The following is a 24,591-nucleotide window of genomic DNA, read 5'->3' as shown; positions in this document are numbered from 1 at the left end:
TGTTGAAATAAAATGGAACCTGCAATCAATCTCAAACTGTTTCCCTGGACTGTCCGTGAATTCGGACGGGGGCTCTGCTTCATTTTCGCATTTAGTCTGCTTTATCTGCTTCCGTATATGCTGCAGGGCTGGGTAATCAGTGATACTGTGAAAATCGTGATGCTCACGATGATTTATATTATGATTACTTTCTATCTGGCGCTCCTGTGTCAAAACAGATTGTTACCCTATCTGATCCTGCTGCTCTTCTGGTCAATTGTGGTAATCATTCCTCTGCCTCACTCAATGGAAAGACTTCTGGATGCGTTCCTGTTTGTCTGCATCGAATTCGTTATCACCGCGAGTTTCATCTTCATTCTGCAGTTTCGTTTTATAGCAGTGGAAAAATCGCGTTTGCGCAACGAGATCGCAGGGGAGACTGCCGCGATTCAAAGACTGTTCCCCTGCAGCGTGAAAGAGATCGTCCGGGGTGTTGTTTTCTTCATAATTCTCTGCATGCTTTACAGTTTCCAAGTATTTTACTTGAGAAATCTGGGACTGCTGCGCGGACTTGCTCTGAGTATCTATTTGTTTCAGCTAATCGTATTAACGAATTGTTTCATGGCGATCTTATGCCAGAACAGATTGATTCCCCATCTGGTGGTTGCTTCATTTTGGGCATTCTTTGCGTTGTTCGATTATCTGTCCCCGTCTGCCCGGCTCTACCAGACAACAGGCATCGTATTTCTGATCAACGTCAGTTGTATCTTCATTATGCAACTCGTTTCCGGCGTAGCCGAAAGAAGACTGCGCGTTCGCAAACATCCTGCCATTCCACAGATGAATGAGAGCTGATGCTCTTTCTCTGTTCGTGTGCTTTCGTGCTTTTCGTGGTAGAATATCAGACAGCAATCTACTGACTCTTTGAACTCAGAGAACATATCACTTAGAGAACATATCTATGACTACGGAATTAAAAATCGATCCCCTGGAAGCCCGGGACCCTGAAATCGGTCGCTGGCTCTGGGCACTCGCCGAGGTCCGTCAGCGTACACTCCGGCTGGTCCAGGACTGTGATCTGCGGCTGCTGGACTGGCGCGGTCCGGATGGCAAAGAGAATTCCATCGGCTCAATACTCTACCATATCGCTATCGTCGAAATGTCATGGCTCTATTTCGATCTGCAGCAGCAGGAGTTTCCCCCTTCAGTTAATGAATTGCTTCCCATTCCCATGGCGGACGCTGATGACAAAGTCAGTCAGGTGACCGATGTGCCTCTGGCAGAACATATCAATCGGCTCCATGCGACCCGTGAAATCGCGTTCTCAATCTTCCAGAAAATGGATCTTGCAGAATGGCGGCGCCTCAGGCCTCCGGTGAATGATCAGCCTTACGAAACGACACCCGAATGGGCGGTCTTCCATCTCATCGAACACGAGGCAGGGCACGCGTTTCAAATTTCCTCCCTCACGGCGCGCTGGAATCGTTTAGAGAAATGACCTGGTCCTGGCATTGATCCAGATTCTAATTTAAATGCACATCAGAAGTTTTAATTTGCCACATTGCGTTCCAGTGAAAAAACTGATAGTACAGTGACATGTGAGCTCGTTGTGAATGACCCAGTTCCGAGTGGATTATCTATGGAAGCATTAACGCCGAAAGATCAGTTTCTACAAAGCCTTGACCGGTGCATGGAACATGAACGCTTTATCCCTGCGTTTTATGACCGGTTTTTGTCAACATCTGAGGAAATTCGTCATAAATTCCGACATACCGATTTCGAGCAGCAGAACAAAATGCTGCTCCGTTCACTTCGATTAGCAGCCGGCGCCACATCCGGCGATTCCGAGGCACTCAAAGAACTGCGCGAGCGCGCCAGGACTCACGATCAATACCATCTGAATATCGAGCCACAACTTTATAATATCTGGCTGGAAGCAGTCATCGAAACGGTGAAGGAGTTCGATGAAGAGTGGGACGAAACCGTGGAAAAAACCTGGCGCACGATCCTTGGCTATGTGATCAGCTATATGGTCAAACGATATTAATCACGCGATTTCGAGAGTCGGCTCGCAAACCCTTCATGTGTTTTTGTATTTTTCGTGGTAGCAATCATTTTTAGCATGAGCAAGATTACAATTGTGTGTCGAATAGAATGTAGATCATTTCCGGTCATTAGTCTGGTAATCAACTCATGGGCAGATTATTGCGATTCAAGCCTGAAAGAATCACAGGCTGGCATTATGTCAGATGGGGCGCTACGCTCATTTTGCTTCTGACGCTGTTCTTCAGAATCAAGAACTCCTATCAGAAGGAAGTCAGGGATTACACCATCCTGCGCTTAGAATATCAGGGCCAGGCACACCTGTATTATCATAAAAGTCCGCTGATTCCCGTCCCGGTGAATCTGCCCTTCAATTCTCCCGACTGGTTTTATTCGGAAGAAGTCAAAGTCGTCGACATCAGGTTTAAATTTAAAGAGACTCCAGTAGATACGTTGCAAGGCATTGAGTCTTTAAAGGGGCTGTCACATCTGGATCTCTCTTCCAGTCGCTTCTCCAGTGACCCATTGATCTATCTCTCTGAGCTGACTTATTTGGATCAGTTATCGTTATTTGATACGAACGTGGAAGATGCTGAGTTGGCGTATCTGAAAAATATGAAGAAACTCAGAATGCTGAATTTGACCGATAGTTTCATTACGGATCAGGGGCTGGCTCACTTAAAATCGCTGAAGAATCTGGAGTATCTGTCGCTCAATAAAACTGATATTACGGATGCCGGTCTCGTTCATCTGTCAGAATTGAAGAAGTTGCGAAATCTTTACCTCAGTAATACTTCCATTACCGACAAAGGCCTCATGCATTTAAAAGGTTTGAAAAACTTAACCATACTGAGTCTGAGCAATACCGAAGTAACAGACGCCGGTCTTTCTCATCTCAAACACTTGAACCAACTTCAAAAACTGTATCTGGATCATACTCAAGTCAGCGAAAACGAACAGCATCGCTGGCAGATCGCATTAGAACAGAGGGCGGAGAAATATACCGGAAAGGAAATCCAGGTCAAATCTCGCTATTCCTCAAGACTGGACGGGCTATCTCACACAGGTGTTATTTCTAAGCCCCTGCCGCCTTAATCTTACCCATCGGCTTCGAGATAACAATACTTCTTTTTTCGTGTCTTTCTTACTATTCGTGGTTGAAAGATAATAGGTCAGGTTTCTTCGGTACGGGATCAGCCGGAGCAGATCATACCATGCACTTTGGAGAAATCCTGCTTAGCTAAATCCTGCTCTCGGATCCAGAATAATAAACTACCAAAATCACTCCAGCACCAGTTGAATTGATTATCACTCCCTAAATCCAGTAGTAACCGCCAGTCTTTTTTTTGTCTGTTGGTGACTGGTTTTTCAGGGTCTTGACGGAAATGAAGCACGCTCTCTCCTTTGGATTTTGCTTTCATAGCCAGATGACAGCTTTCACGACAGTCTCCATCAAAACGGTCGTCATAATCTCCAAGCAACTGGTGATTGGTATTAAAAAAAAGATAGATAAACCCGGTAATCAGATTCTCAAGCTCTTCTGTTTCACAGTTATCTGCTGCTTCATAGAGTGTATCCAGAGCCCGGCTATTTAAAGAATACATAGGCTTAAAACGCAGTGAAGCTTCAGGGTCAGGTCTGTAAATCTCAGTAGCCGGTCTGAAATATCCTTTCCGGGTGATCGCTTTCGGTATTTTCCGCTCTGAAAAACTCGGAAATGAACAGCGCCGCACCGGCTTATGCTCCATAGGAGAAAAAGTCACTTGAAAGCCGTGCGTCATCCAGTCAGTCCGCAGCGAATAATGTTCTTCCCACATTCCCAGGCTGTCATACCAGAACCAGAGCCAGCCTTTCGCCGGCAGGATCGAACGGGGAATATGTTTTGCCGGCAGGTCACTCAAGCGGATTTGAGCCAGGAAATGTAATGGTCGTCCTGCGGGTTCGTAGGGCCAATCGTCAGGATCATGCAGGTCGGGCTCTCCACCAAATTTGGAACGGCCTGCAGGTAGCTTGCGCTTCACCGGCTTTCCCGGAACCAGATCGACGGCTGGCAACAGACCGTCTAGTATCTGATCCTGAAACTCACTGACTTTGTACCGTTTAATGCCACGAAGGATCTTGTCGCGAAGCTGATTCATGTTGTACTTGCCTGAAACCTGCTGCGTTAGTTCGGTTAAACCTCTTTTACTGCTTTGCTGTGCCTCTGGAATGTTTGGGTTTAGCTGAGCGTTTGTCTTGATTCACTCTTCTACTTACCGCTTACCCGTCCCCTCACTTTTTCGTGTCTTTCATGGTAGCAAAAAAATCACAAAGGCCAGTCGGCTCCGAAGCACCCGCGTTGAATCTCCGTCAGCTGCTGGATTCCTGCCGTCGCCAGTTCCAGTTGTGCGTCCAGCATGCCCCGGTTGAAGGTCTGCCCTTCGGCGGTACCCTGGACTTCGATGAAGTCGCCGCCCCCGGTCATCACGACGTTCATGTCCACGCCGGCGGTACTGTCTTCGACATAATCCAGATCGAGCACCGGCTCACCATTCACCAAGCCGACGCTCACCGCAGCAACGCTGTCCGAGAAGATCTTCTTCGGATCAAAGACTTCCCCGGGAGCCAGTTCGCAGGTCTCGGGAATCGCCAGCACGGTATCCAATAGTGCCAGGAAGCCGCCCGTGATACTCAGCGTCCGTGTGCCGCCGTCGGCCTGCAGTACATCGCAGTCCACGGTAATCGTGCGCGGTCCCAAAACTCCGAAATCAATCACCGCCCGTAAGCTGCGACCAATCAGTCGCTGAATCTCGCTCGAGCGTCCGTCGGCCCGACGCTGTTTTCGAGGCGACGTACTCCCGGGCAGCATGTTGTATTCCGCAGTCACCCAACCAGTCGGGTTTTCGTCATGTTTCTTCCAGGGAGGCACGCTGTTGTCCAGACTGGCCGTACACAGCACCACCGTGTCACCTGCAGAAATCAGGATGCTTCCCGGCGTTGCTTTGGTGTATCCGCGTTCGACTTTGATCGGACGCAGTTGTTCGGGCTGGCGGGAATCGTGGCGCATGGGAGTATCCTGTTCTGCTGGAGAAAGCAATCGTAATCTGTGTTCAGTTGATTTTTCGCTAAAGTTACCACGCTTTCACCGTGCATTTCAATGCAAGAACCAGCGCTTTCTATTAAGATAGACTCATTGACTGTTCCTTTTACTTCAGGATGTTGTACTCGTGTTGATCTCGGAAATCTTTCACTCACCTCAAGGCGAAGGCAAATGGATCGGGGTTCCCTCGATTTTCATTCGCACCAGTGGCTGCAATCTGCGCTGCTGGTTCTGTGATACACCTTACACCTCCTGGAATCCGGAAGGTGACAAAATGTCCGTCGATCAAATCCTGGAACATATCAAACAGTACGATTGTGAACACGTCGTCGTCACCGGCGGCGAACCCATGTTGAGCCACCAGATCGAATCCCTCACGCAGCGCCTGCACGCGGACGGTAAGATCATCACCATCGAGACTGCAGGCACGATTCTGGCGGATGTCCACGCCGATCTGATGTCTATCAGCCCCAAACTCTCAAACTCCATCCCCGTCAAAGATCCTGCCTGGGCCCACCGTCACGATGCCCGCCGCGATCAGCCCACGGTGATCCATGAGCTGATTAAACGACATCCTTACCAGATCAAGTTCGTCGTCGACCGTCGCGAAGACATCGCCGAAATCGAAGACTACCTGATCCGTTATCCAGAAATCGATCGCGCGAACGTCTATCTCATGCCCCAGGGGATCACAGCGGAGATGCTGGCCGAACGTTTGCCCTGGATTGAAGAGGTCGCCGCGCGGCTCGGCTGTCAGGTCACCCGGCGGATGCATATCGAACTCTGGGGCAATGTCCGCGGCAAATAGTTCAGTGGAAAATCAGCCGGGAGAACTCAGCCGTGAAAAATCGCGGCCCGTGCGTCTTTGACCCGTTGGACTGCTGCTTCCGAAGTCTCCGCCAGTGCCGTCAAATGCCCCATCTTGCGACCAATTCGCGACTCCTGTTTACCATACAGGTGCACTTTCACGTCAGGAAACTGCTGCAATGCCGACCAGTCCGGCGGACCCGGTTCCCAATGATCCCCCAGCAGGTTCGCCATCGCGGTCGGACCCAGAGATTTCGTTGAACCCAGAGGCAGCCCGCAGATCGCCCGCACCTGTTGTTCGAACTGACACGTCACATGCCCGTCAATCGTCAGGTGACCCGAATTGTGAGGCCGCGGTGCAATTTCGTTAATCATCAGACGCTGATCGTCCGTTAAAAAGAACTCAACGCACAACACGCCGACCACATCCAGATGCTCAAAGACCGCCCGCGTCACTTCGACGGCTTTTCGGTTCACTTCGTCTCCCATACCCGAGGGGAACACCGAAATATCCAGAATATGATTCGCATGGTCATTCTTCATCGGCCCGTAAAACGCAAACTCCCCATCCAGCCCCCGCACACCCACGACCGATAGCTCGCAGATGTAATCGATAAACGCTTCCAGTACGGTTTCGTCCGCTCCGACTTCCTTCCAGGCCGCTTCCGCTTCTTCGGGCGAATCAATTTTGACCTGCCCCTTGCCGTCATAACCCGAAGTGGCCGACTTTAACACCGCCGGACATCCCAGTTCCGATAATGCCGTTTTCAGTTCCTCCACCGATCTGACCACCGCGAACGGCGTTACCGGAATTCCCGCGTCCCGCAGTTCCGATTTCTCACGAATCCGGTTCTGCGCGACGTGCAGCACATTGGCTCCCGGACGAACCGGCGCGAATTGAGAGGCGGCATCGGTTGTGACTGACAGCACATTCTCGAACTCGAACGAGATCACATCCACCTTTTTCGCGAAATTCGCGACCGCGTCAAGGTCATCATATTCGCCCACGACTTCCAGGTCCGCCACCTGTCCGGTCGGCGTCTGACTTTCGGGTGAAAAGACATGCACGTGGTAACCCAGTCGGCGGGCTTCAATGGCAAACATGCGTCCCAGCTGGCCACTGCCCAGCATTCCCAGCGTTGCGCCAGGGGCGATCAACTCACTCATAATTCCGAATTTTCCAGTACGATGTCAGTTTGCTTCTTGCAGAATTCGTGCATCTTCGTTCGCAGTTCAGGACGGGAATTCCCCAGGATCCGTATCGCCAGCAGCGCCGCATTCTTCGCTCCCGATTCCCCAATCGCCAGTGTGCCCACTGGCACGCCGCCCGGCATCTGTACGATCGACAGCAGCGAATCCAGTCCCTGCAGCGCCCGGCTCTTTACAGGGACACCCAGTACTGGCAGCACCGTCTGGGCAGCCACCATGCCCGGCAGATGCGCCGCGCCCCCCGCGCCCGCGATAATTACTTCCAGACCCCGCTGTTCGGCGTCCTTCGCGTATTCGTTCATCCAGTCCGGTGTCCGATGGGCCGAAACCACCCGGCACTCATGCTCAACCCCGAACTCTTTCAGGATCGTCGCCGCTTCTTTCATCGTTTCCCAGTCCGATTGACTGCCCATGATGACCCCCACCAGCGGGGAACTGTTTTCTGACATGATCGACTTTCCTGTTGAGGCAATTCGTGAACCGCAAACGGGTTAATTTATTAGTAAGATTCTGTTATTTCGAATGATTGTGGCTCTGATAATACTCAATTTCCTTACCTGATAGGAGTCTGCCATCCCCTTTTTTTGCAGGCTCCTGCCGACAAGTCCACATTCGTTTGACATTCTGAGGCCGCTGGTCTAGTGTTAGAGACGATTTCTTCATTCCCAGATGTGACAATTTGAAAGGATCTTCTTATGGCACGCCCTGTAACATTATTCACCGGACAATGGGCCGACCTCCCCCTGGAAGAGATGTGCAAAAAAGCACAGGATTTCGGCTATGACGGCCTGGAACTTGCCTGCTGGGGAGACCATTTCGAAGTCGACAAAGCACTGTCCGACGACACCTACTGCAACCGCAAACGGGAACTCCTCGAAAAATACGACCTGCAGCTCTTCGCGATCTCCAATCACCTCGTCGGCCAGGCCGTCCTCGATAACATCGATGCCCGCCACAAAGCGATCCTCCCCGAATACGTCTGGGGTGACGGCGATCCCGCCGGCGTCAACGAACGGGCCATCGAAGAAATGAAGAACACCGCCCGCGCCGCTCAGAAGCTCGGCGTCAGCGTGGTCAATGGTTTCACCGGTTCCAGCATCTGGCATCTGCTCTATGATTTCCCTCCCACGCCCCGGGAAATGTACGACGCCGGCTACCAGCTGCTCGCCGACCGCTGGAATCCGATTCTCGATGTCTTCCAGGAATGCGGCATCAAGTTTGCATTGGAAGTCCATCCCACCGAAATCGCATTCGATATCTACTCCGCGGAAATGTCGTTGAAGGCCCTCGACAATCGCGAAGAGTTCGGCTTCAACTTCGACCCCAGCCACCTCATCTGGCAGGGCGTTGATCCCGTCGAATTCATTCGCTACTTCCCCGATCGTATTTATCACGCTCACATGAAAGACGCCTCCGTCACCTTGAATGGTCGCACCGGAATTCTCACCAGCCATTTGCCGTTCGGCGATCAGCGTCGTGGCTGGGACTTCCGCAGCGTCGGACGTGGCGGCGTCCGTTTTGAAGAAATCATCCGCGCCCTCAACGACATCGGTTACGGCGGCCCGCTTTCCATCGAATGGGAAGACATGGGCATGAACCGCGACCAGGGTGCCCGCGAAGCCTGCCAGTTCACCAAGAACGTCGACTTCGCCCCCTCCGACATCGCCTTCGACGGCGCGTTCGGAGACTGAATTCAGAGCTTCGGTTAGATCGATCTGAAGAAACAGGGAGAGCGACTTTCGTTCTCCCTGTTTTCCTGCGCACTCTATCAATTTCTTAACTCCCCGACGCAAGCCATATATAATTAGCCGCAGGGCGTTAGTCCCGGTTGGCTCCCAATCAATTCTTAATCTCACATTTTGTTTTTTACTCTAACAACTACGGGTAACCCCGAATGCAATTCGGGGTGAGCGCAGCGAACAGGAAACCGACGGAGAAATCATCCGAACGGTTGTGTATCATGTGTCCGGTCTAAATAACGAGCCAACAGTGCCACCCTGATCATGAGGTGGGGATACCACCACTGCGCAAACCAGCCACCTGTGAATGCAGGCAGTAGACCTGACGATCTGGAACAGATTGCACTTGACCCCGCCGCGCCAACAGCGATAAACGTTGTTCTGTGTCGCGCGCGTGCCCAGTTTACAGAGCACTGAAACACGCGACACTTGTTCGTCGTGTGCATCCGATTCAGGCCCCTTTTTTCCAGATAATCAGTTCTCACATCAGCACCTGTTCGTGATGTATGCCTGCGGGTCGCCGCACTTCGCAGCCTTTCATCACGGAACCGCCCGAATATCACCCCAGATCGCGCCCATATCGATTCATATCGCCACCCGATTCTGTTCAGACCCCCTTGACACCCCCGCGCCTCTGCAGAAAATATTCCTGCGAACAATGAAAACAGAAGGATCCCGAATTCAGTTTCTTCAAAAGATTCATCAGCAGCTAAATCAAACAAACAATCCATCACGCGACCTCATACCATAGTTTGTAAGGTTACATCAAACGTTCGTGTCTTTTCGTACTTTTCGTGGTAGAAAAAAACACTTCCCTGAATCAACGGATAGCCCCGGATTTTACCGAGATTTACCAGAACCGCGGCCGGGTGGCACTGTTGGCTTGCCCAACAGTGATTAAGTAAACCGCATCACGACCTGGTTCACAGCGAATTATAAAGATCGGCTCCCATGCCCCGCAGATGAAAATCCCGAACCACTGAAATTTGAGATCATGATTTTAAAATCCAGGCATCGTTTTGGCATAATTCCAGATTTAAGAAATGAATGAAAACAGGCTATTCAAGTTTCATGAGCCGGGATATACTTCTGTGTTCATGAGAGTTGAGAGACTCGCTCAGGATTCCATCGACCAGTAAGGTACGGTTGTGTTCGCGATATTACAGACAATTGTATTTCTGCTTGGCAGCGCAACAGGCGGTACGGAGAGTCATCTCTTCGTATCCGGTGATTCCCATTCTACCCGAAGTGAGTGTGCATCCGGATCTCAAACCACTGCGGACAGCGCTCCACACGCACGCGCTTATACTCTGCCTGACCAGTCCCCTCCGCATGCAATTCGGCAGACTGGCGGCGGAACAACAGGGGCCAGTCTCCACAATTCGGATGTTTCGTATGCTTTCCATGCTCAGAATACCGTTGCATTCCATCGGAATTCGGGCCGGGATGCGATCCGCGCCTCCAGCTGGCTCGGGCTCTCGGGTATCTCTCTGCAGGTCCTCTTCTGTACGTGGCTGACGTGATGGAAACAGACCCGGACATTTCGCTCCGGGTTCCCACTCAGCTTTGATCAGTGAATTCAAATCCTGATTACACGCTTCTGCCACTGCATTCGGTGATCCTGTCATGCATTTCACAGACAGTCTACCCCCGCAATGCGCCCACAAAACCCGACTGCCGGGTTCTGCTGGTTCAGTGGCATTATAGCGCGCATCACATTTAACCATAGCGTCTCTCGAGCTGTGCTACTCGGTCCAAATGGACCTGGAATCGCTGCAGTACAACTGGACACAGTCTTATCAGAAGTATCCCCCATGGTTTTTAAGGACCCTGTTTTATGCACCAGAAAAATGACGATCTAAAAAGAATACAAACACCAACTCCTCAGAAGAATGAGAAATCTCCTGAGTCGATGAGAACCTCAGACATTGATGTGTTGCTCAATCGTGTAGATCAGTTGCTGCAGGCGAATTCTCCTGACAAGGCGCTGACTCTGATTGCGAATTCGAAAATAAAGACTCCCTGGTTGAGGAATGCGACAGCCGTTTGTCAGCTGCGGCTCGGGAATCCTCAGGTGGCGATTGAGATCTACCGCAGCCTCCTCGTAAATGGAGGCATCTTTCTACGAGCCGACGCACCGGTTGTCTTTAAAGTCAATTTCGCCGTTGCTCTCCTATTGAATCAGAATTTACCGGGATTTTACAATGCGTTGTCTGAATTGAAAGACGAAGAACATCCCTCCATACCGAAGCTGAAAGCTGCAGTCAAAAACTGGAGACAGCAGCTCACGTTGTGGCAAAAATTTCAACTCATCTGCGGCAACCAACCCCACGCGCCCCTCGAGCTCGGCTTTGCTCCCGGAGATTTGAAATAGAGTTTGATCACTCCCACATGATTTGAAAATACAGGAGCGAAAGGAGAGGTCAGGATTCGCGATTAAAAATCCTGACCTCTTCTATGATCGCCTCCAGAACAGCCTGACGGGTGGCTTCCGTAATCAGCCGCAGGTCGTTATCCCCGGTTCCTCTCCAATCCTTTTTTAACCGCACATCTCGATGATTTCTATTACAAACAGGGGTCACCCCGAATGAAATTCGGGGCGAGCAAAGCGAGCAGGAGGTTACCTCTACCACTCAGCGACGGGTGGCACTGTTGGTTTACCCAACAGTGAAATCAGTGTCAGGTGTAGTATTGATCAAGATGGGGGACATTTCTGAAACACTGTTGGACGAGCCAACAGTGCCACCCTATCTTAGGGGCGTGACCCATGTGTCCGCCCGCCTGGCGATGTTCAAATCAGTTTCGCACCGCAACGGGACCGGATGAAACCCGCTTTCTTCTTTTTTCTACCACGAAATACACGAAATGACACGAAAGCCGACACTGGGTAACCCCGAATGCAATTCGGGGCGAGCAAAGCGAGCAGGAGGTTGCCTCTACCACTCAGCGACGGGTGGCACTGTTGGTTTACCCAACAGTGAAATCAGTGTCAGGTGTAGTATTGATCAAGATGGGGGACATTTCTGAAACACTGTTGGACGAGCCAACAGTGCCACCCCATCTTAGGGGCGTGACCCATGTGTCCGCCCGCCTGGCGATGTTCAAACCAGTTTCGCACCGCAACGGGACCGGATGAAACCCGCTTTCTTCTTTTTTCTACCACGAAATACACGAAATGACACGAAAGCCGACAATGGGTGGCCCCGAATGGAATTCGGGGTGAGCGCAGCGAACAGGAAACTGACAGGGCACTCCTCCGAACGTTCCTTCAAAAATCCCATCCTCCAGACAAAGTCCCGGACCCCACCTGTCGGCTTGTCCGACAATGCCTGACCAGGTAACCAACGTCTGCTCAATCCCTCAACGAAAATCAATGCTGTATGTTCCTCGGGCGTCGGTTACAATGGAACAGGACCGAAAGTCGGCTCACGAACAGAGATTAAGAACATCGAACTTTTGCGGATGTCTGCAATGAAACTGTTTCAGCGTTTTCCCTGGAAGCTGCTTACGCATCAAGGTGTGATCACTTTTTTGCTGTTCGTCCTGCTCATCTACACGGCTGCTTCTTCCACATATCTGACCTACTTTGTCACTGGTTACGTATTGCGGAGCCCGTTCGAGTCCCAGGGAACGTATCTCATTCGGTCCATTCTGTTTCTGAGTCGTGAATTCAAACATTCGCCTGAAATGTACCGTGCGTACGTCGATGAATTAAAAATACTGGAATGGGACGACGTCAGGGGAGAGCTGATGCCCCGTTATCTGCAATCCTCTCCGTTTATCGGTTCCCGTTCCATATTTAGTGTGAAACGGATGATTCGTCTCTGGCCCAAAGAGTTGAAGGCGGAATGCGAACATCTCATCGCGAAACAGGAGCAACACCCGACGTTGACGGAACGCGAGTACTTGAACATTCTGTATTTACACTTCGATTTGTGCAGCAGCACGTATCCAGGAATGCGGGAAGTGGCCTCGGCCAGGGATGCCAGCGAATCCTGTCTGAAAATCAGGGAGATCGTCAATAAGAAACCCCTCATGGGGGATAGTTACGTCTATGATCGTTACATCTATAGGATGAAAAGCGTCGTAGAAAACGCCTGCCCCACTGCAGTGGAAACCATGAAGAGCGCAACCGCCAGCGAATTATTCTCGATCTATGTCATACGCCTGCAGAATCTGGAATCAGACACCCCCAAACCACCTGCGCCGGAACAAGAACAAATGAGGCAACTGGTAGACCGACTCCTCGAACTGGACGGATCAGAAAAGATCACCATTGAGAACGAAGCCGACGTCACCAGGTTTGTCCGGAGTAAGACAGGTGAGGTGATTGCCGAATTAGACGACAGCAGACTATGATAAGACTTCCAGACAAATACAGGTTCCCAGACTTTGAATCCCCTTTAATGTGATGAGCTTAAATCATGGGTCTTGATGGCGTCGCACTTGTAATGGCAATTGAAGACAAATTCGGTTTTACGATACCGGACGATGTCTATTCAGAAATACGCACTGTGGACGATCTGGTGGGATTCTGCCTCGATCGCATTCACGCCGCTGATACAGTCTATTGCCCTTCGTTGTCCAGTTTTCTCTCACTGCGACATCTCGTGCGCGATATCCGAAATGATCCCGACCTGAGATTACGCCCGCGAGACCATGTCGAAACGGTGCTGGAGGAATCTGATCGAAAGCGTTTTTGGCAGCAACTGCCCGAGTTACTGAAATCACATCCGCGTGAACTGAGGCGACCTGCCTGGCTGCGCAAAACTCTGATTGTGGTTGTGCTGAGTTTCCCGATTGCATTGATGGCAGTCTTTCCGTGGCACGTTGAAATCCTGACGTTGATCTGGTTAGCAACCATCGCATGGGGCATCATTCTCAATGGGCTCACGATAAGGATGCGTACCCGGACGCCAGACGGATATACGACGTTTGGTGACATAACGAAACGGATCGTGGGACTGACTGTCGCCACGAATCCACCTGCAAAAACAGATTATGACAGCGTGTTTTCAATCATCAAAGAAATAATTGTCGATCAACTCGGTGTCGATGATGACGAGGTTGTTCCCACCGCTCGATTTGTGCAAGACCTCGGCTTGGCCTGACACATTTTGTCATGCGTTATGCTGACAATCGATTTTGCTTGCAGAACTTTGCCATAGATTGGTACGATTTATAGATGCCTGCAGCAAGTGAAGATCCTCTTGAACTCTTATAAGGTCTCTTAACCATCAATACCACTACGGGATACATAAAATGACTTATCCACTCGCGCCTGAGCCAACACTTCGAGCAGCACTCAGAGTTCTTTATGTCGCAGCCTATACAACTCGTAACTGGACATTGAAGGAAGAAATATCGCGAGAGCAGATCAATGATCTATGGGAAGCAATTCACCCAATCCCCTCCTTGATCAAGCACTGGCGCGGTGACGAAGAGTGTCAACGCGAATTGAGAATGTACTTTCACTCATATGATGAGCGGGGGTGGGATGGTCTGAAGTTAGAAGTGATTTTTGACGATGCTTTGAATCATCCTGATCTGTAAAGTGATTGATTCTGTTAATACCTGGGCAAAGAGAGATACCAATACTTTTTGTTTGCGTGATCGCTGATTTATGACCGGGTAAACGATGCTACCCGACCTTTATCGGGGTCTGACCCTTATCGGATCCTCGGAATATGAAATGACGATTGAATTCGAAATCATTCCCAGAAAGAAAAAACGCTTCACGTGGAATGAACTCAGGGATAATCTGAGAGAGTTGAGACCACAGTTATTTCCTCCCACCGCTGCCAAAATGCCGAGTTTATGGGAGTTAGATCGTGGGATTGAAAGAGAAATTACCGCAGAAGAATCTATTGGTTCTGAAGGTCAATATCGTTTCGAAACAGACAAACAATATACTCTCTTCCTTGGGACGTATTCTAATGTTGCAACTTATACCAACGAGGAAGAGTGGCTTGCAGATTATGCGATGAATCTTGCTCCTGACTTACGGAAAACGCTTGCAGCGCAATGGAGATCGGTGGGATTCAGCTATGATGTCGGTATAAAGGGCATCAGATATGATCCAGGTCTGGTTGACTTTTTTGCAGTCTTACTCTCAGCAGCTCAGTTATGTGATGGCTACATTCTGTTGAAAGAGAGAAAACCATCAGGTATTCCTGATGGCGCTTATTTGCCTGAAGAAATCAGGAATCTAATCGAATGAAGGGACGAGACCTCAATCAAGATCCCCACTACACAAAGATTTAAAAGGTGACAGGTCCATTAATGATGGAAACAGCTCCGATGTGGTTCCGGACACCTTTATTTGCCCGCAACCCCTCCGCGAATACGATCTCAAAGGCCACCCCGGCGCCTGCCGCTTCTGGCACAACCAACTCCTGATCCCCGCCGGGTATCAGGGTTTGTTGCTGGAACGGGTAACCCCGAATGCAATTCGGGGCGAGCCCCGCGAGCAGGAAACTGACAGGGTCGTCTTTCAAATGTTCCTGACAACTACCCACCAGAACAACCCAATCGGGTGCCATCTGTTAGCTCGCCCAACAGTGCTCAGTGAACGCAACGTTCCAGACAAATTGACAATCCCCCCACCGCGACCCATAATCGAAAGTTGATTCCTGCGAACTGTCACAATGAATTCCAACCTGAAAAGCGCGCTCACCATGAACATACCCCGCCTGAAATTTGCACTCCTGATTTGCCTCCTGGTCATCGCCACTCCGAAGTTCCTCCCCGCTGGTCACTCATCAGACACCTTCGGACCCGCATTGACTCCCCATCGGGTCGATGGCGTCGATGCCTGCCAGGCTGTCGCCGTGGCTGGCAACCGGCTCTACGCCACCGGGCGCGGCACGTTCCACGTGCTCGACATCTCCCAACCCGAAAAACCGGTCCCGCTCGGCGAACTCTCCGGCCTGGGCAACACCCGCCAGCTCTTTATCAAAGACAACATCGCCTATATCACCGCCCGCCAGGATGGACTCTGGCTCATCGATATTTCCGATTCCAGCAAACCGCAACTCCTCAGCCACTACGACACCGTCGAGATGGCCACCGGCATCTGTGTCTCCGGCTCACTGGCCTTCGTCGCCACGCGGCAGTATGGCGTCGAGATCATCGACGTCTCCAACCCCCGCGCCCCGCAACATGTCAGCATGCTGAAAACGGGCGAAGCACAGTCCTGCTGGTCACGCGATGGCCTGCTCTATATCGGCGACTGGGCGCCGAAGAAACTCGTCATCGCCGATGTCCGCAATCCGCGCCAGCCCGCCATCATTGGCGAAGCCCCGTTAGACGGTTATGGTGATGGCGGCTGCCTCCGTGGCAACTACTGCTTCGCCGCCACCGGACACCATTCAAGGGCAAACCCCAAAGACGGCAAAGGACATGGACTCGAAATCTTCAATGTGGTCGATCCCGAAAAACCGATGTTCGTCTCCCGTGTCAAGTTCCCGGCCTCCTATCACATTTCTAACGACATGTGGACCGCCCGCGTCGCCGGTGATCACTGTGTCGTCGCCGACACCTGGAATGGACTGTTCGTCGTCAATATTCACGACATCCAGCAGCCGCGAATCGTCGCCCACGCCGTCCTTCCGCCCAAGTCAAAAAGTGACAACACGCCCGACCCCGTCGGCGGCATCGCCCTCGGCAAGGATGTGATCTACGCGGCCGGCATCTTAACGGGACTCTACGTCGTCCCCGCGCCCGGCCTCGCCAGTCCGGTCGTCCGCGAAGAGGACAGGGCACCCGAAATCAAAGCCGCCCAGGACAAAAATAGCGATCCCCGTTTCCTCACCTACCAGCCCGGCGGTCAGGTCCGCTCTGCCACCGTGGTAGGCGACATCGCCTGGGCCGCCTGCGGCAGTGCCGGAATTCATGCGGTGCAGCTCGGCAAAACCCTGAAGCCGGTCAGCGTGACCCCGGGCAAAGGCGAGGTCATGCACCTGGCCGTTTCCGGTTCGCGACTCTACGCCGCCGAGAACGACGCCGGGCTCGCCATCTACGACATCGGCCCCGATTTGAAACTGACCGAAATCGGTCGGCTCAAGTTAAAGGGCCGCAATGTGAAACAGGTCGCCTGTCCCGCCCCCGGACGGTTCGCCTTATACCACTGGGGCAGTGCCGCTGTGGAGATCGCCGACGTCCAGGATCCCGCCCACCCCAAAGTGGTCTTGAAAGATTCACAGGTTGGCCTGTTCTACGGCGATCAACTGGTCCCCGAAATGCTGGGCGGACGTTACCTGGTCGCCCACTGGCACCGCAGCGGACCAGCGTGGTACGACGTCAGCGGCGAGAAACCGGTTCACCAGGGCAACACACCCGACGAGCGGCTCTATAGCTTTTCCGACGGCGCCTGTCTGCGGGGCGACAAACTGCTGATCACCAAACGGGGTAAGCTGCAACTGCTGGACCCCGGCGACGAGCGCGAAGTCAGTCAGCTGCCCGCCATCGCGGTCCCCGGCCATTACCTCCGCGGCCGCCCCACCACCAACGGCAAACAACTGGCCCTCTCCCGCCGCCCCGACCAGCATGTAGAGCTCTTCGACATCACCGACCTCCAGCACCCCAAACCAGTCGGCGAATATGATCTAACAGGCCACCCCGGCGCCTGCCGCTTCTGGAACAACCAACTCCTGATCCCCGCCGGGTACCAGGGGTTGTTGCTGGAACGGGCATCGAAGCCTTGAGCCTGATCAGCATCAACTCCAGCAAACAGGCAGGAAACTGATCCAGTTCGCCATCATGGAACCAGCCAACACTTCAAATTAGCCGCAGGGCATTAGCCCCGGTTGAGTGACTTGGGTAAGGACCGTTCGAAATAAGAAACGCTACCAGGCCACCGTTAAGCCATCACCAGAAAACCAGCATTTTCTAGAACGACTCTGCCAGACGGAGAGAAAAACTGGTAAACTGGTGGTTGAGCAGGCATAGCTTTAAGACCAGATTAAAGTATTGCACGACGAACTTTATACAAGTATTTGTGTCTTAAAAAGACGGTTTCTTTGTTTATGTCTGTAGGAGTGTTAGATCGTCGTTATGGATATGTCACCCTTCCCATGGTTAAAAGATAAACCTGATACATTTCAATATCATCTCGAAAATGACACAGGTGATTTTGAAACTTACACGCGCAAAAAACGACTGGATCTCGGTGAGTCACTATTAAAATTGCGTCGTATCTACCTCGATACAAAATATTGGTTGTACGTTCGAGATGTTTACCTCAACCGCTCCAAAAATCCGCTTCACGGTGAGATAGTAAAAGAGTTGCGACGTCTCCGAGATTCAGGATCGACGATCTGCCCGGTTAGTTATTCAATCTTTTCTGAGCTACTCTATCAATCAGATCCAGTAACTCGAAATGCCACTGCGGAAATGATTGATGAACTTAGCGATGGTTGTACTATTCAACCACCTCATGAAGTCTTCAGACGAGAGTTGATACATTTCGTAACTAAAATGAACTCAGTAGGCGTTGAGTTATATGAGATTGATCAAATGGTATGGACGAAAGCGGTGTTTATATTAGGAGATCGCTTTTTATCACTTGAGGGTTCACCATTCTCTGGAAAACAAGCATTGGCTATTCGTAAAACCATGGATGACCTTTTCTGGTCTATAAACTTAGCAGAGATTCTTGGCCAATGGCCTTTGTCAGATCGAAATAAACAGGAAAACAACATAGAGTTAGCTGAATCTTTAACTGATGGGAAATTTGAACATCAAAAACAATCTGACTCTTTCGAGAAGTTATTTCTTGATGAAGTGCAAGGAGTATTAGATGGCCATAGAAGTATATTGGGGAGTTTTGCTCTTCATTTAGGTCAGAAGAATGGACTCGAAGGAAATTTATCCAAAAACGAGATATCACAACTTGGAAATATTCTTGGTAGATAACTCTGGGAAGGATATAAATGCAAACGTATTTCGACAGAGTTACCATCGATTAGTATTCCAAGTTCTCTACATGCAGCAATTCGTCTCGATAAGAAACGGAAATATAAAAAAGGTGATTTTGAAGATATTCGTCATGCAACGCTAGCTATACCTTATTTCGACATATTTCTGACAGAGGCTAGTCTTCAGCATCTTTTGCGAACGAAAGATATTGATGCAGAAAAGAAATACGGATGCAATGTTTTATCGTCAGAACAAGAAGTTCTTGCTTATCTTCGAGGCATCCAGTAATGTTGCTCTCTCAAATCTATGGAAAATTTTTCAGTAAAAACTGACTGAAAATTTTCTGAACTCAATTACAAATTCATGAATCTTAATTGTCATTAGGCTTTTCAAGGGTTGGCAATTCATACGTAACACATCCTACATTGATTGACTGGTACCCTTCAATATAAGAGTTTAATCCAGCCATCCAGATCCGATCTTTACATTCCTGCCAGAATCTCTGAGGAGAGCTGTAGTCACTGTCCTGTAGCCGTGATATGACTGTTTGTAGTGAGATTCCAGGATGTATGCTATGGTCATATTTATCGTTCGGTTCAGCATCTGCCGAGATTACGACACCAAAAATATTCTTCACTTGAGTCCACGCTACGAAATCGAACAGTTATGATTTCTCCTCGATATTCATTTTTGACAAGATGCGTTTTACTTTTGAAAGTTGATTTTGCCCTTTCTGCATTTCTTTAGTTGCAGCATCGACTTCATTAATTTCATCAACTCCCAGTAAAGCTTTTCCTTCAATGATTAATATCTCGTCAGGAAATTGCTTATTATAGACCAGAATATCAATCTCACCTTTTTCCTTACCTTTGGAAATAGGGGTGTTTAATTTGTTTTCTGTTTTCCCCTTGTGTGAAAATAGATTACTTATTTCCTGGAGCATAGGGGCTTCACGTCTACCAATAAGTGTCGCAGCATGATTCTGTAGTTCTTTTGTTCGGCTCATCAATTTAAGCATATTTCTTAATTGTCTTGAGTTTTGTACAACAGATGCACTCCATGAAATGGTTTTATCGCCGCAGAACAGGGGTTGTTGGTACAGATCAGGCCAGCCAGTCCTGCGATCATAAGACAGCCGTTGAACTATGGAAAAAAGTGTGGAATCTGGTAGTCCTGTTAGTTTTCTTAAAGAATCATAAAATTCCGATCGTTCAATACACTGTGTTGGTGCGCACTCCCATTGTTGTTTTCCCAGTTCCATAATTGAAAGAAGAAAACCGAATGTACAACAAAAGCTCCAGCGACGTAGTGCGTTATAAAACTGATCAAATTCACTAACAGTAAAACCTCCAAGATCTTCGTGATCATTTAAACGGAGCGGCTCTTGTGGAATGGCCAACTCAAATTGCCGCTTGATGTTCTCATCATTTGCAATTGATACATCAGGCAGAGCAATGTGGCCAGACATGTATTTATATTCGATACCTCTTAAAAGGGAGAATAATTTTTCACCTATGTCACCCTGTGAGGAAGGATCGGATACTAAGGGCAAATTTCCGAGGCGGTGTGATTGTTCTGCCATACCCAGCATAGGTCCGACAGATTGTATATTATTTCGTATCACGAAACGAACTCGTTTTTTAACCTCATCGACCTCAATATCTACCTGCTTTCTACCGTACATTTTATGGAAATCTGCAATGTTTACATACTTCCCTGCGAATTGACAAAACTTTCCTGCTTCCTCGATTATATTCGGGTCATCGGTTGGCTTAATATTGAATTGTTGGCTTCCATCATGAAGCCAGCGAAACGCTTCTGAAAGTCCTTCTTCTAAGTTCTTCAGAAGTTGGAGCTGACCGATTCTGCTTGGATCAGGCGGACTCAATACTGTTGAAATTACGTTACAATCGAATTGAGCGAGTGCAGCATATCTAGCATTTCGACGGTCTCGCCTCCATAGAGCTAATGTTTTATGATGTTTGTCCAGCACCTCTTTTTCGAATTTGCGAAAGACTTTCTCATTTGTATTTCTTGTTGCCATCAGTATTATTCCAGATCAAAAGGTGACTGAACTTTCATAAGATAAAATAGTTTAGTGGGTAACGCAAAAAGGTATCAGGACCATTAATTATGGAATCTGATATCTTTATTTTCCAAAAAACCGATTCAATTACCCTAGGAGCACCGCAGCGCCTGCAGACGCTGACACTATACCAGCCGCCTTGGTTCATGAATTCCCCACCATTTCCCTTCCCCACAGTTGCCCCCCGCACCAAATTCGATTCTCATAGAACCACAGACACAATAATTCCCACAGTCAGAAACCACGTAGCAACGCACTGCTCCGTGTGTCTCTGCCTGCCCCCTGTTAATCGACGCGCCTTGAGGAACATTCTGATGCAGCTGTTACGGTCCACGTTGATCCTGTCTCTGGCCCTGGTCGCCTGTAGTTCTGACCTGTTGGCTCAGCCAACCGCAAAGTTCGACCCGGTGAAACCCGTCGGCGATCCGGCCACCTTTGGGGCGAACATTCAGCGAACCATGACGCTGCTGGCCACCAGCACGCCGGAAAAACGCAATCGGGTTCGCATCCTGTTCTACGGCCAGTCCGTCACCCGCAATCCGTGGTGGGAAGACGTGGCGAATGACCTGCGCCAACGCTTTCCGCACGCCGACCTCGAAATCGAAAATCGCGCCATCGGCGGTTATGGCGGGCCGGTCCTGATCAACACTGCCGAGTTTGATCTGTATCCCTTCTACCCGGACCTGGTGATCTTTCACGTCTGGAGCGGGGTGGAAAGCGGTCACCAGGAAAAAATCATCCGCCGCATCCGTGAGCGGACCACCGCCGAAGTCCTGCTCTGGACCAGTAACCTGCGGTGGCCGAGTACTGTCCCGCCGGACGGCGACCCGCAGCATCCTGACGTGCTGGCCAAAGACGCGCAGGATCAGGCGATCTCCGATCTCTACTTTCGTCTGGGCCGGGAACTCAATTGCGAAGTGGCCGACGTCCGCACCGGTATGCAGGGTTATCTGAAACAACACAACCTGGTGGTGAAAGACACGCTCCGCGATACGGTTCACCCCAATCAACTGGGAAACTTCCTCATCGCCGAGCTGGTCAAACCGCATCTCCGCTATGATCCCAGCTTCCCCGATGACAAATGGAAAGACCTCGTCACCGATGTTCCCATAAATGATGCGCGTGTCCAGAAGAAAGACGACGGCTCCCTGACCCTGAATTTCAAGGGCAACCGCATCGACGTGATCGCGGCTCCCGGTGACGCAGCGAAAGCCGCCGTGCTCCTGGACGGGAAATCCCCCTCACAATTCCCGGAGCTCTACTATCACACGCGTCCCAGCCCCACGCCCGTCGCGGGACGCCCGGCTTTCAATCGCATCGATCATCAATCTCCGCTGCAGGTAGAAACCTGGACCGCCCGCATTCTCGAATGCGATCTGGAAAAGGATGTGCTGCGGTATGAAGTCAGCGGTTCCAAAACGGGACCCGACGGCACCGGCGATCACAAAAAACGCTTTGTTTCCAACTCCGGTCGCGTGGTGATCGAACCCCGGATGTGGATGGTCAACTGGTCGCTGCGTTATCGCAAACAGAGTCTGCCGAAAGATTATCAAGTCACCTGGGAAACCAAACCGTTGTTTGTAGACGTCTGGCAATCCCCGGCGGTCACGGATTCTTCCAAAGAATATCCCACGGTCCTCGCGCAGGGCCTGAAAAACGGCGACCACAGCCTGACACTCACGCCGCAAACCACCGGCAAACTGCCAGTCAAAGCCTTCCGAATCTACCGACCCCCGTTGAATGTCTCCGCCGCGGAATAAATCGAGAGTATGAAAGCGCTTCCAGAGAAGTTAAAAGTATTAAGTCTCCGAACAGGCTGGGGGAGTGTCGTATTCAGAACGCTGTCAGTTCTTTGATCAGCTTGTTGTATTGTCCCTTTGAGACAAATACGCGGTGGAAACCCTCGGTCAACGTGATCTCCACTTCTCCCCTGGCTTCGGTTCCCCAGCCGATGATTTGCCGGGTCCTTAGATCCACATCAAAATAATAATAGTACTTCGTGTTGTCTGCTGTTTGGCTCATTGCGAAATCAATCCTGGGTACCGTTGCACAGGTCGCCGGTTATGCCATATTCCATTCCGAAATCCTGCACAGAGACGATTGTGATTTGCGTATTCGGGCATGAATGTATCATAATGCGTAGCATACTCTGTCTGTCACCGACTCACAATGACGCACTTTGAATCATCTACAGAATTACGCGCCCATGCTTTCCGAACTCAAACTCCTCGACGCCACGCTCCATCGTACGGACACAGAAACCCGCATGCCGTTTCGGTTTGGCATCGCGGTCATGACGGCGGCTCCGCATGTGTTTCTGCAGTGCCGTTATGAAATCGACGGGCAGGTCGTCACCGGCATCGCCGCCGAAGGTCTGCTGCCCCGCTGGTTCGATAAGTCACCCGAGAAAGATGCCGACCAGGAAATCGACGAGATGTTACTGGTCATCCGGCAGGCCGTCGGGTTTGCGCGACAGGCGACAGCTGCGCCCGCGTTTGATTTCTGGCGGCAGGTTTACCAGGCACAGGTGACGTGGGCGGCGGAGCAGGGCCTGCCTTCGCTGCTGGCGCAGTTTGGGGTCAGTATGGTCGAACGCACGCTGCTCGATGCGCTGGCCCGGGCCGAACACTGTAACCTGGCGACGCTGTTGCGGGAGAACCGTGTCGGCCTGGATCTGGCGGCGATTCATCCCGAGTTGGCGGGCCGCACGCCGAACGAGTTTCTGCCTGCACAGCCGCTGCCCAAAATCATCGCCCGCCACACGGTCGGATTGTCTGATCCGTTGACGGCTGCCGACCTCACGTCCGAAACCCGTATCGACGACGGCCTGCCACAGACGCTGGAAGACTGTATTCGTGCCTACGGACTAAAACACTTCAAACTCAAGGCCCAGGGGGATGTCGACCGTGATCTGGACCGACTCCGTTCCGTCGGGCAGGTCATCACCGATCATTGCGGGAACAACTTCGCGTTCACCCTGGATGGCAACGAGCAGTACCGCGAGTTCCCGCGCTTCGTCGAACTCTGGGACCGCATTCAGGCCGACGCGTCGCTGTCTGCCTTCTTTGAACGTCTGATCTTCATCGAGCAGCCTTTGCATCGCAGCGTGGCATTGGACCCTGCGATTGCGAATATTGCCGACTGGGAAAACGGGCCGCCGGTGATCATTGATGAATCGGACGCCGAACTCAGCGCGCTGGAACAGGCGCTGCAACTGGGTTACGCGGGCACGAGTCACAAGAACTGCAAAGGCATCATGAAGACGACCGCCCATCGCTGTCTGATCAATCATCGCAACGCGCGCGAAAACACGAGCCGCTACCAGATGAGCGGCGAAGACCTGGTGAATATCGGCCCGGTCGCATTGCTGCAGGACCTGGCGGCGCAGGCGGCTTTAGGAAATGCCTCGGTCGAACGCAACGGCCACCACTACTTTCGCGGACTGACCCCGTTCCCCAGGCAAATCAGCCAGCTGATGCTCCAGCAGCACAGCGACCTCTATACGCCGCTGGACAACGGCTTCGCCCGCGTCAACATCACGAACGGCGAACTGGATCTGACGTCAGTCAACGCCGCCCCGTTCGGCGTGGGCGTGGAAGTTCCTATGAACGGCTTTCAGGAATTGTCGCTCTGAAAAAGGTTCCAGGAACCGTAAAGCGGACCAAGTTTTCGATCAGAGAACCTGGCAGTCATGATTTATCGCACGTCAATTGCCGTCTGCAATGTTCTCC

Annotated in this window: 23 protein-coding genes; 15 read left to right on the top strand and 8 right to left on the bottom strand. The window is 51.0% G+C overall.

All coding sequences use genetic code 11. From position 1 onward, the window contains the following. Positions 1-12 precede the first annotated feature (12 nt). The 4 genes from Pan161_RS13430 to Pan161_RS13415 all read left to right on the top strand — a co-directional run bounded on the left by Pan161_RS13430 (position 13) and on the right by Pan161_RS13415 (position 3,117). Positions 13-834 carry a hypothetical protein gene (locus tag Pan161_RS13430; RefSeq protein WP_145227755.1) on the top strand — a complete coding sequence of 274 codons (822 nt, stop codon included), beginning with the start codon at positions 13-15 and terminating at the stop codon, positions 832-834. Between the two features lie 106 nt (positions 835-940). Continuing rightward, positions 941-1,477 carry a DinB family protein gene (locus Pan161_RS13425; RefSeq protein ID WP_145227753.1) on the top strand — a complete coding sequence of 179 codons (537 nt, stop codon included), beginning with the start codon at positions 941-943 and terminating at the stop codon, positions 1,475-1,477. A gap of 141 nt (positions 1,478-1,618) precedes the next feature. Further along, positions 1,619-2,026: a globin domain-containing protein gene (locus Pan161_RS13420; RefSeq protein WP_145227751.1), complete on the top strand. Its 408-nt coding sequence runs from the start codon at positions 1,619-1,621 to the stop codon at positions 2,024-2,026. A 146-nt stretch (positions 2,027-2,172) separates the two neighbouring features. Next, positions 2,173-3,117 (top strand): leucine-rich repeat domain-containing protein, encoded by a 945-nt coding sequence (locus Pan161_RS13415; protein ID WP_145227749.1) that lies wholly within the window; start codon positions 2,173-2,175, stop codon positions 3,115-3,117. A 98-nt stretch (positions 3,118-3,215) separates the two neighbouring features. Here the strand turns inward: Pan161_RS13415 and Pan161_RS13410 are convergent, their stop codons facing one another. After that, on the bottom strand, positions 3,216-4,160 hold the full coding sequence (locus tag Pan161_RS13410) for a DUF1963 domain-containing protein (protein WP_145227747.1): 945 nt from the start codon (positions 4,158-4,160) through the stop codon (positions 3,216-3,218). Positions 4,161-4,327: 167 nt separating this feature from the next. Next, positions 4,328-5,068: a ribonuclease PH gene (rph, locus tag Pan161_RS13405; RefSeq protein ID WP_145227745.1), complete on the bottom strand. Its 741-nt coding sequence runs from the start codon at positions 5,066-5,068 to the stop codon at positions 4,328-4,330. A 160-nt stretch (positions 5,069-5,228) separates the two neighbouring features. Here rph and Pan161_RS13400 point away from each other — a divergent pair, with 160 nt between their 5' ends. After that, positions 5,229-5,909: a 7-carboxy-7-deazaguanine synthase QueE gene (locus Pan161_RS13400; RefSeq protein ID WP_145227743.1), complete on the top strand. Its 681-nt coding sequence runs from the start codon at positions 5,229-5,231 to the stop codon at positions 5,907-5,909. A gap of 26 nt (positions 5,910-5,935) precedes the next feature. Here Pan161_RS13400 and Pan161_RS13395 read toward each other — a convergent pair whose 3' ends face one another. Both Pan161_RS13395 and purE read right to left on the bottom strand, forming a co-directional pair. Continuing rightward, positions 5,936-7,075, bottom strand: a complete 1,140-nt coding sequence (locus tag Pan161_RS13395) for a 5-(carboxyamino)imidazole ribonucleotide synthase (RefSeq protein WP_145227741.1) — start codon at positions 7,073-7,075, stop codon at positions 5,936-5,938. Continuing rightward, the gene (gene purE, locus Pan161_RS13390; protein WP_145227739.1) at positions 7,072-7,566 is read right to left on the bottom strand and encodes a 5-(carboxyamino)imidazole ribonucleotide mutase; all 495 of its coding nucleotides are present in this window, start codon (positions 7,564-7,566) and stop codon (positions 7,072-7,074) included. Before purE ends, Pan161_RS13395 begins: the two co-directional genes overlap by 4 nt. Before the next feature lie 246 nt (positions 7,567-7,812). Here purE and Pan161_RS13385 point away from each other — a divergent pair, with 246 nt between their 5' ends. Further along, a complete protein-coding gene (locus Pan161_RS13385; protein ID WP_145227737.1) occupies positions 7,813-8,808 on the top strand; it encodes a sugar phosphate isomerase/epimerase family protein in 996 nt (331 codons plus the stop codon). A 1,287-nt stretch (positions 8,809-10,095) separates the two neighbouring features. Here Pan161_RS13385 and Pan161_RS13380 read toward each other — a convergent pair. Continuing rightward, positions 10,096-10,281 (bottom strand): hypothetical protein, encoded by a 186-nt coding sequence (locus tag Pan161_RS13380; protein ID WP_145227735.1) that lies wholly within the window; start codon positions 10,279-10,281, stop codon positions 10,096-10,098. Positions 10,282-10,693: 412 nt separating this feature from the next. On the opposite strand from Pan161_RS13380, the gene Pan161_RS13375 reads away from it, so the two are divergent. From Pan161_RS13375 to Pan161_RS13355, 5 genes are all read left to right on the top strand, one after another. Next, positions 10,694-11,230: a hypothetical protein gene (locus Pan161_RS13375; protein WP_145227733.1), complete on the top strand. Its 537-nt coding sequence runs from the start codon at positions 10,694-10,696 to the stop codon at positions 11,228-11,230. 1,097 nt (positions 11,231-12,327) lie between these two features. Then, a complete protein-coding gene (locus Pan161_RS13370; protein ID WP_145227731.1) occupies positions 12,328-13,215 on the top strand; it encodes a hypothetical protein in 888 nt (295 codons plus the stop codon). Between the two features lie 65 nt (positions 13,216-13,280). Further along, positions 13,281-13,967 carry an acyl carrier protein gene (locus Pan161_RS30555; RefSeq protein WP_197995862.1) on the top strand — a complete coding sequence of 229 codons (687 nt, stop codon included), beginning with the start codon at positions 13,281-13,283 and terminating at the stop codon, positions 13,965-13,967. A 151-nt stretch (positions 13,968-14,118) separates the two neighbouring features. Then, entirely contained in the window at positions 14,119-14,409 is a 291-nt protein-coding gene (locus Pan161_RS13360; protein WP_145227730.1) for a hypothetical protein, read from the top strand. A 139-nt stretch (positions 14,410-14,548) separates the two neighbouring features. Further along, positions 14,549-15,076, top strand: a complete 528-nt coding sequence (locus Pan161_RS13355) for a hypothetical protein (RefSeq protein ID WP_145227727.1) — start codon at positions 14,549-14,551, stop codon at positions 15,074-15,076. A gap of 40 nt (positions 15,077-15,116) precedes the next feature. On the opposite strand, the gene Pan161_RS13350 is transcribed toward Pan161_RS13355, so the two are convergent. Continuing rightward, positions 15,117-15,398 (bottom strand): hypothetical protein, encoded by a 282-nt coding sequence (locus Pan161_RS13350; protein WP_145227725.1) that lies wholly within the window; start codon positions 15,396-15,398, stop codon positions 15,117-15,119. Positions 15,399-15,503: 105 nt separating this feature from the next. On the opposite strand from Pan161_RS13350, the gene Pan161_RS13345 reads away from it, so the two are divergent. Further along, a complete protein-coding gene (locus tag Pan161_RS13345) occupies positions 15,504-17,561 on the top strand; it encodes an LVIVD repeat-containing protein (RefSeq protein WP_145227723.1) in 2,058 nt (685 codons plus the stop codon). Between the two features lie 349 nt (positions 17,562-17,910). Then, the gene (locus Pan161_RS13340; protein ID WP_145227721.1) at positions 17,911-18,771 is read left to right on the top strand and encodes a hypothetical protein; all 861 of its coding nucleotides are present in this window, start codon (positions 17,911-17,913) and stop codon (positions 18,769-18,771) included. A gap of 667 nt (positions 18,772-19,438) precedes the next feature. Here Pan161_RS13340 and Pan161_RS13335 read toward each other — a convergent pair. Continuing rightward, the gene (locus Pan161_RS13335) at positions 19,439-20,818 is read right to left on the bottom strand and encodes a hypothetical protein (protein ID WP_145227719.1); all 1,380 of its coding nucleotides are present in this window, start codon (positions 20,816-20,818) and stop codon (positions 19,439-19,441) included. A 356-nt stretch (positions 20,819-21,174) separates the two neighbouring features. Between Pan161_RS13335 and Pan161_RS13330 the strand changes: the two genes are divergently transcribed. Continuing rightward, positions 21,175-22,620, top strand: coding sequence for an SGNH/GDSL hydrolase family protein (locus tag Pan161_RS13330; protein WP_145227718.1), 1,446 nt, complete (start codon positions 21,175-21,177; stop codon positions 22,618-22,620). Between the two features lie 73 nt (positions 22,621-22,693). Here Pan161_RS13330 and Pan161_RS13325 read toward each other — a convergent pair whose 3' ends face one another. Then, entirely contained in the window at positions 22,694-22,882 is a 189-nt protein-coding gene (locus tag Pan161_RS13325) for a hypothetical protein (RefSeq protein ID WP_145227716.1), read from the bottom strand. Between the two features lie 184 nt (positions 22,883-23,066). Here Pan161_RS13325 and Pan161_RS13320 point away from each other — a divergent pair, with 184 nt between their 5' ends. After that, positions 23,067-24,494 carry an enolase-like domain-containing protein gene (locus Pan161_RS13320; RefSeq protein ID WP_145227715.1) on the top strand — a complete coding sequence of 476 codons (1,428 nt, stop codon included), beginning with the start codon at positions 23,067-23,069 and terminating at the stop codon, positions 24,492-24,494. The last annotated feature ends 97 nt before the right edge of the window (positions 24,495-24,591 follow it).

Origin of the sequence: Gimesia algae (assembly GCF_007746795.1) — a bacterium.
GTDB classification, from domain to species: Bacteria; Planctomycetota; Planctomycetia; order Planctomycetales; family Planctomycetaceae; genus Gimesia; species Gimesia algae.
This window is presented reverse-complemented; position numbering and strand designations above follow the sequence as displayed.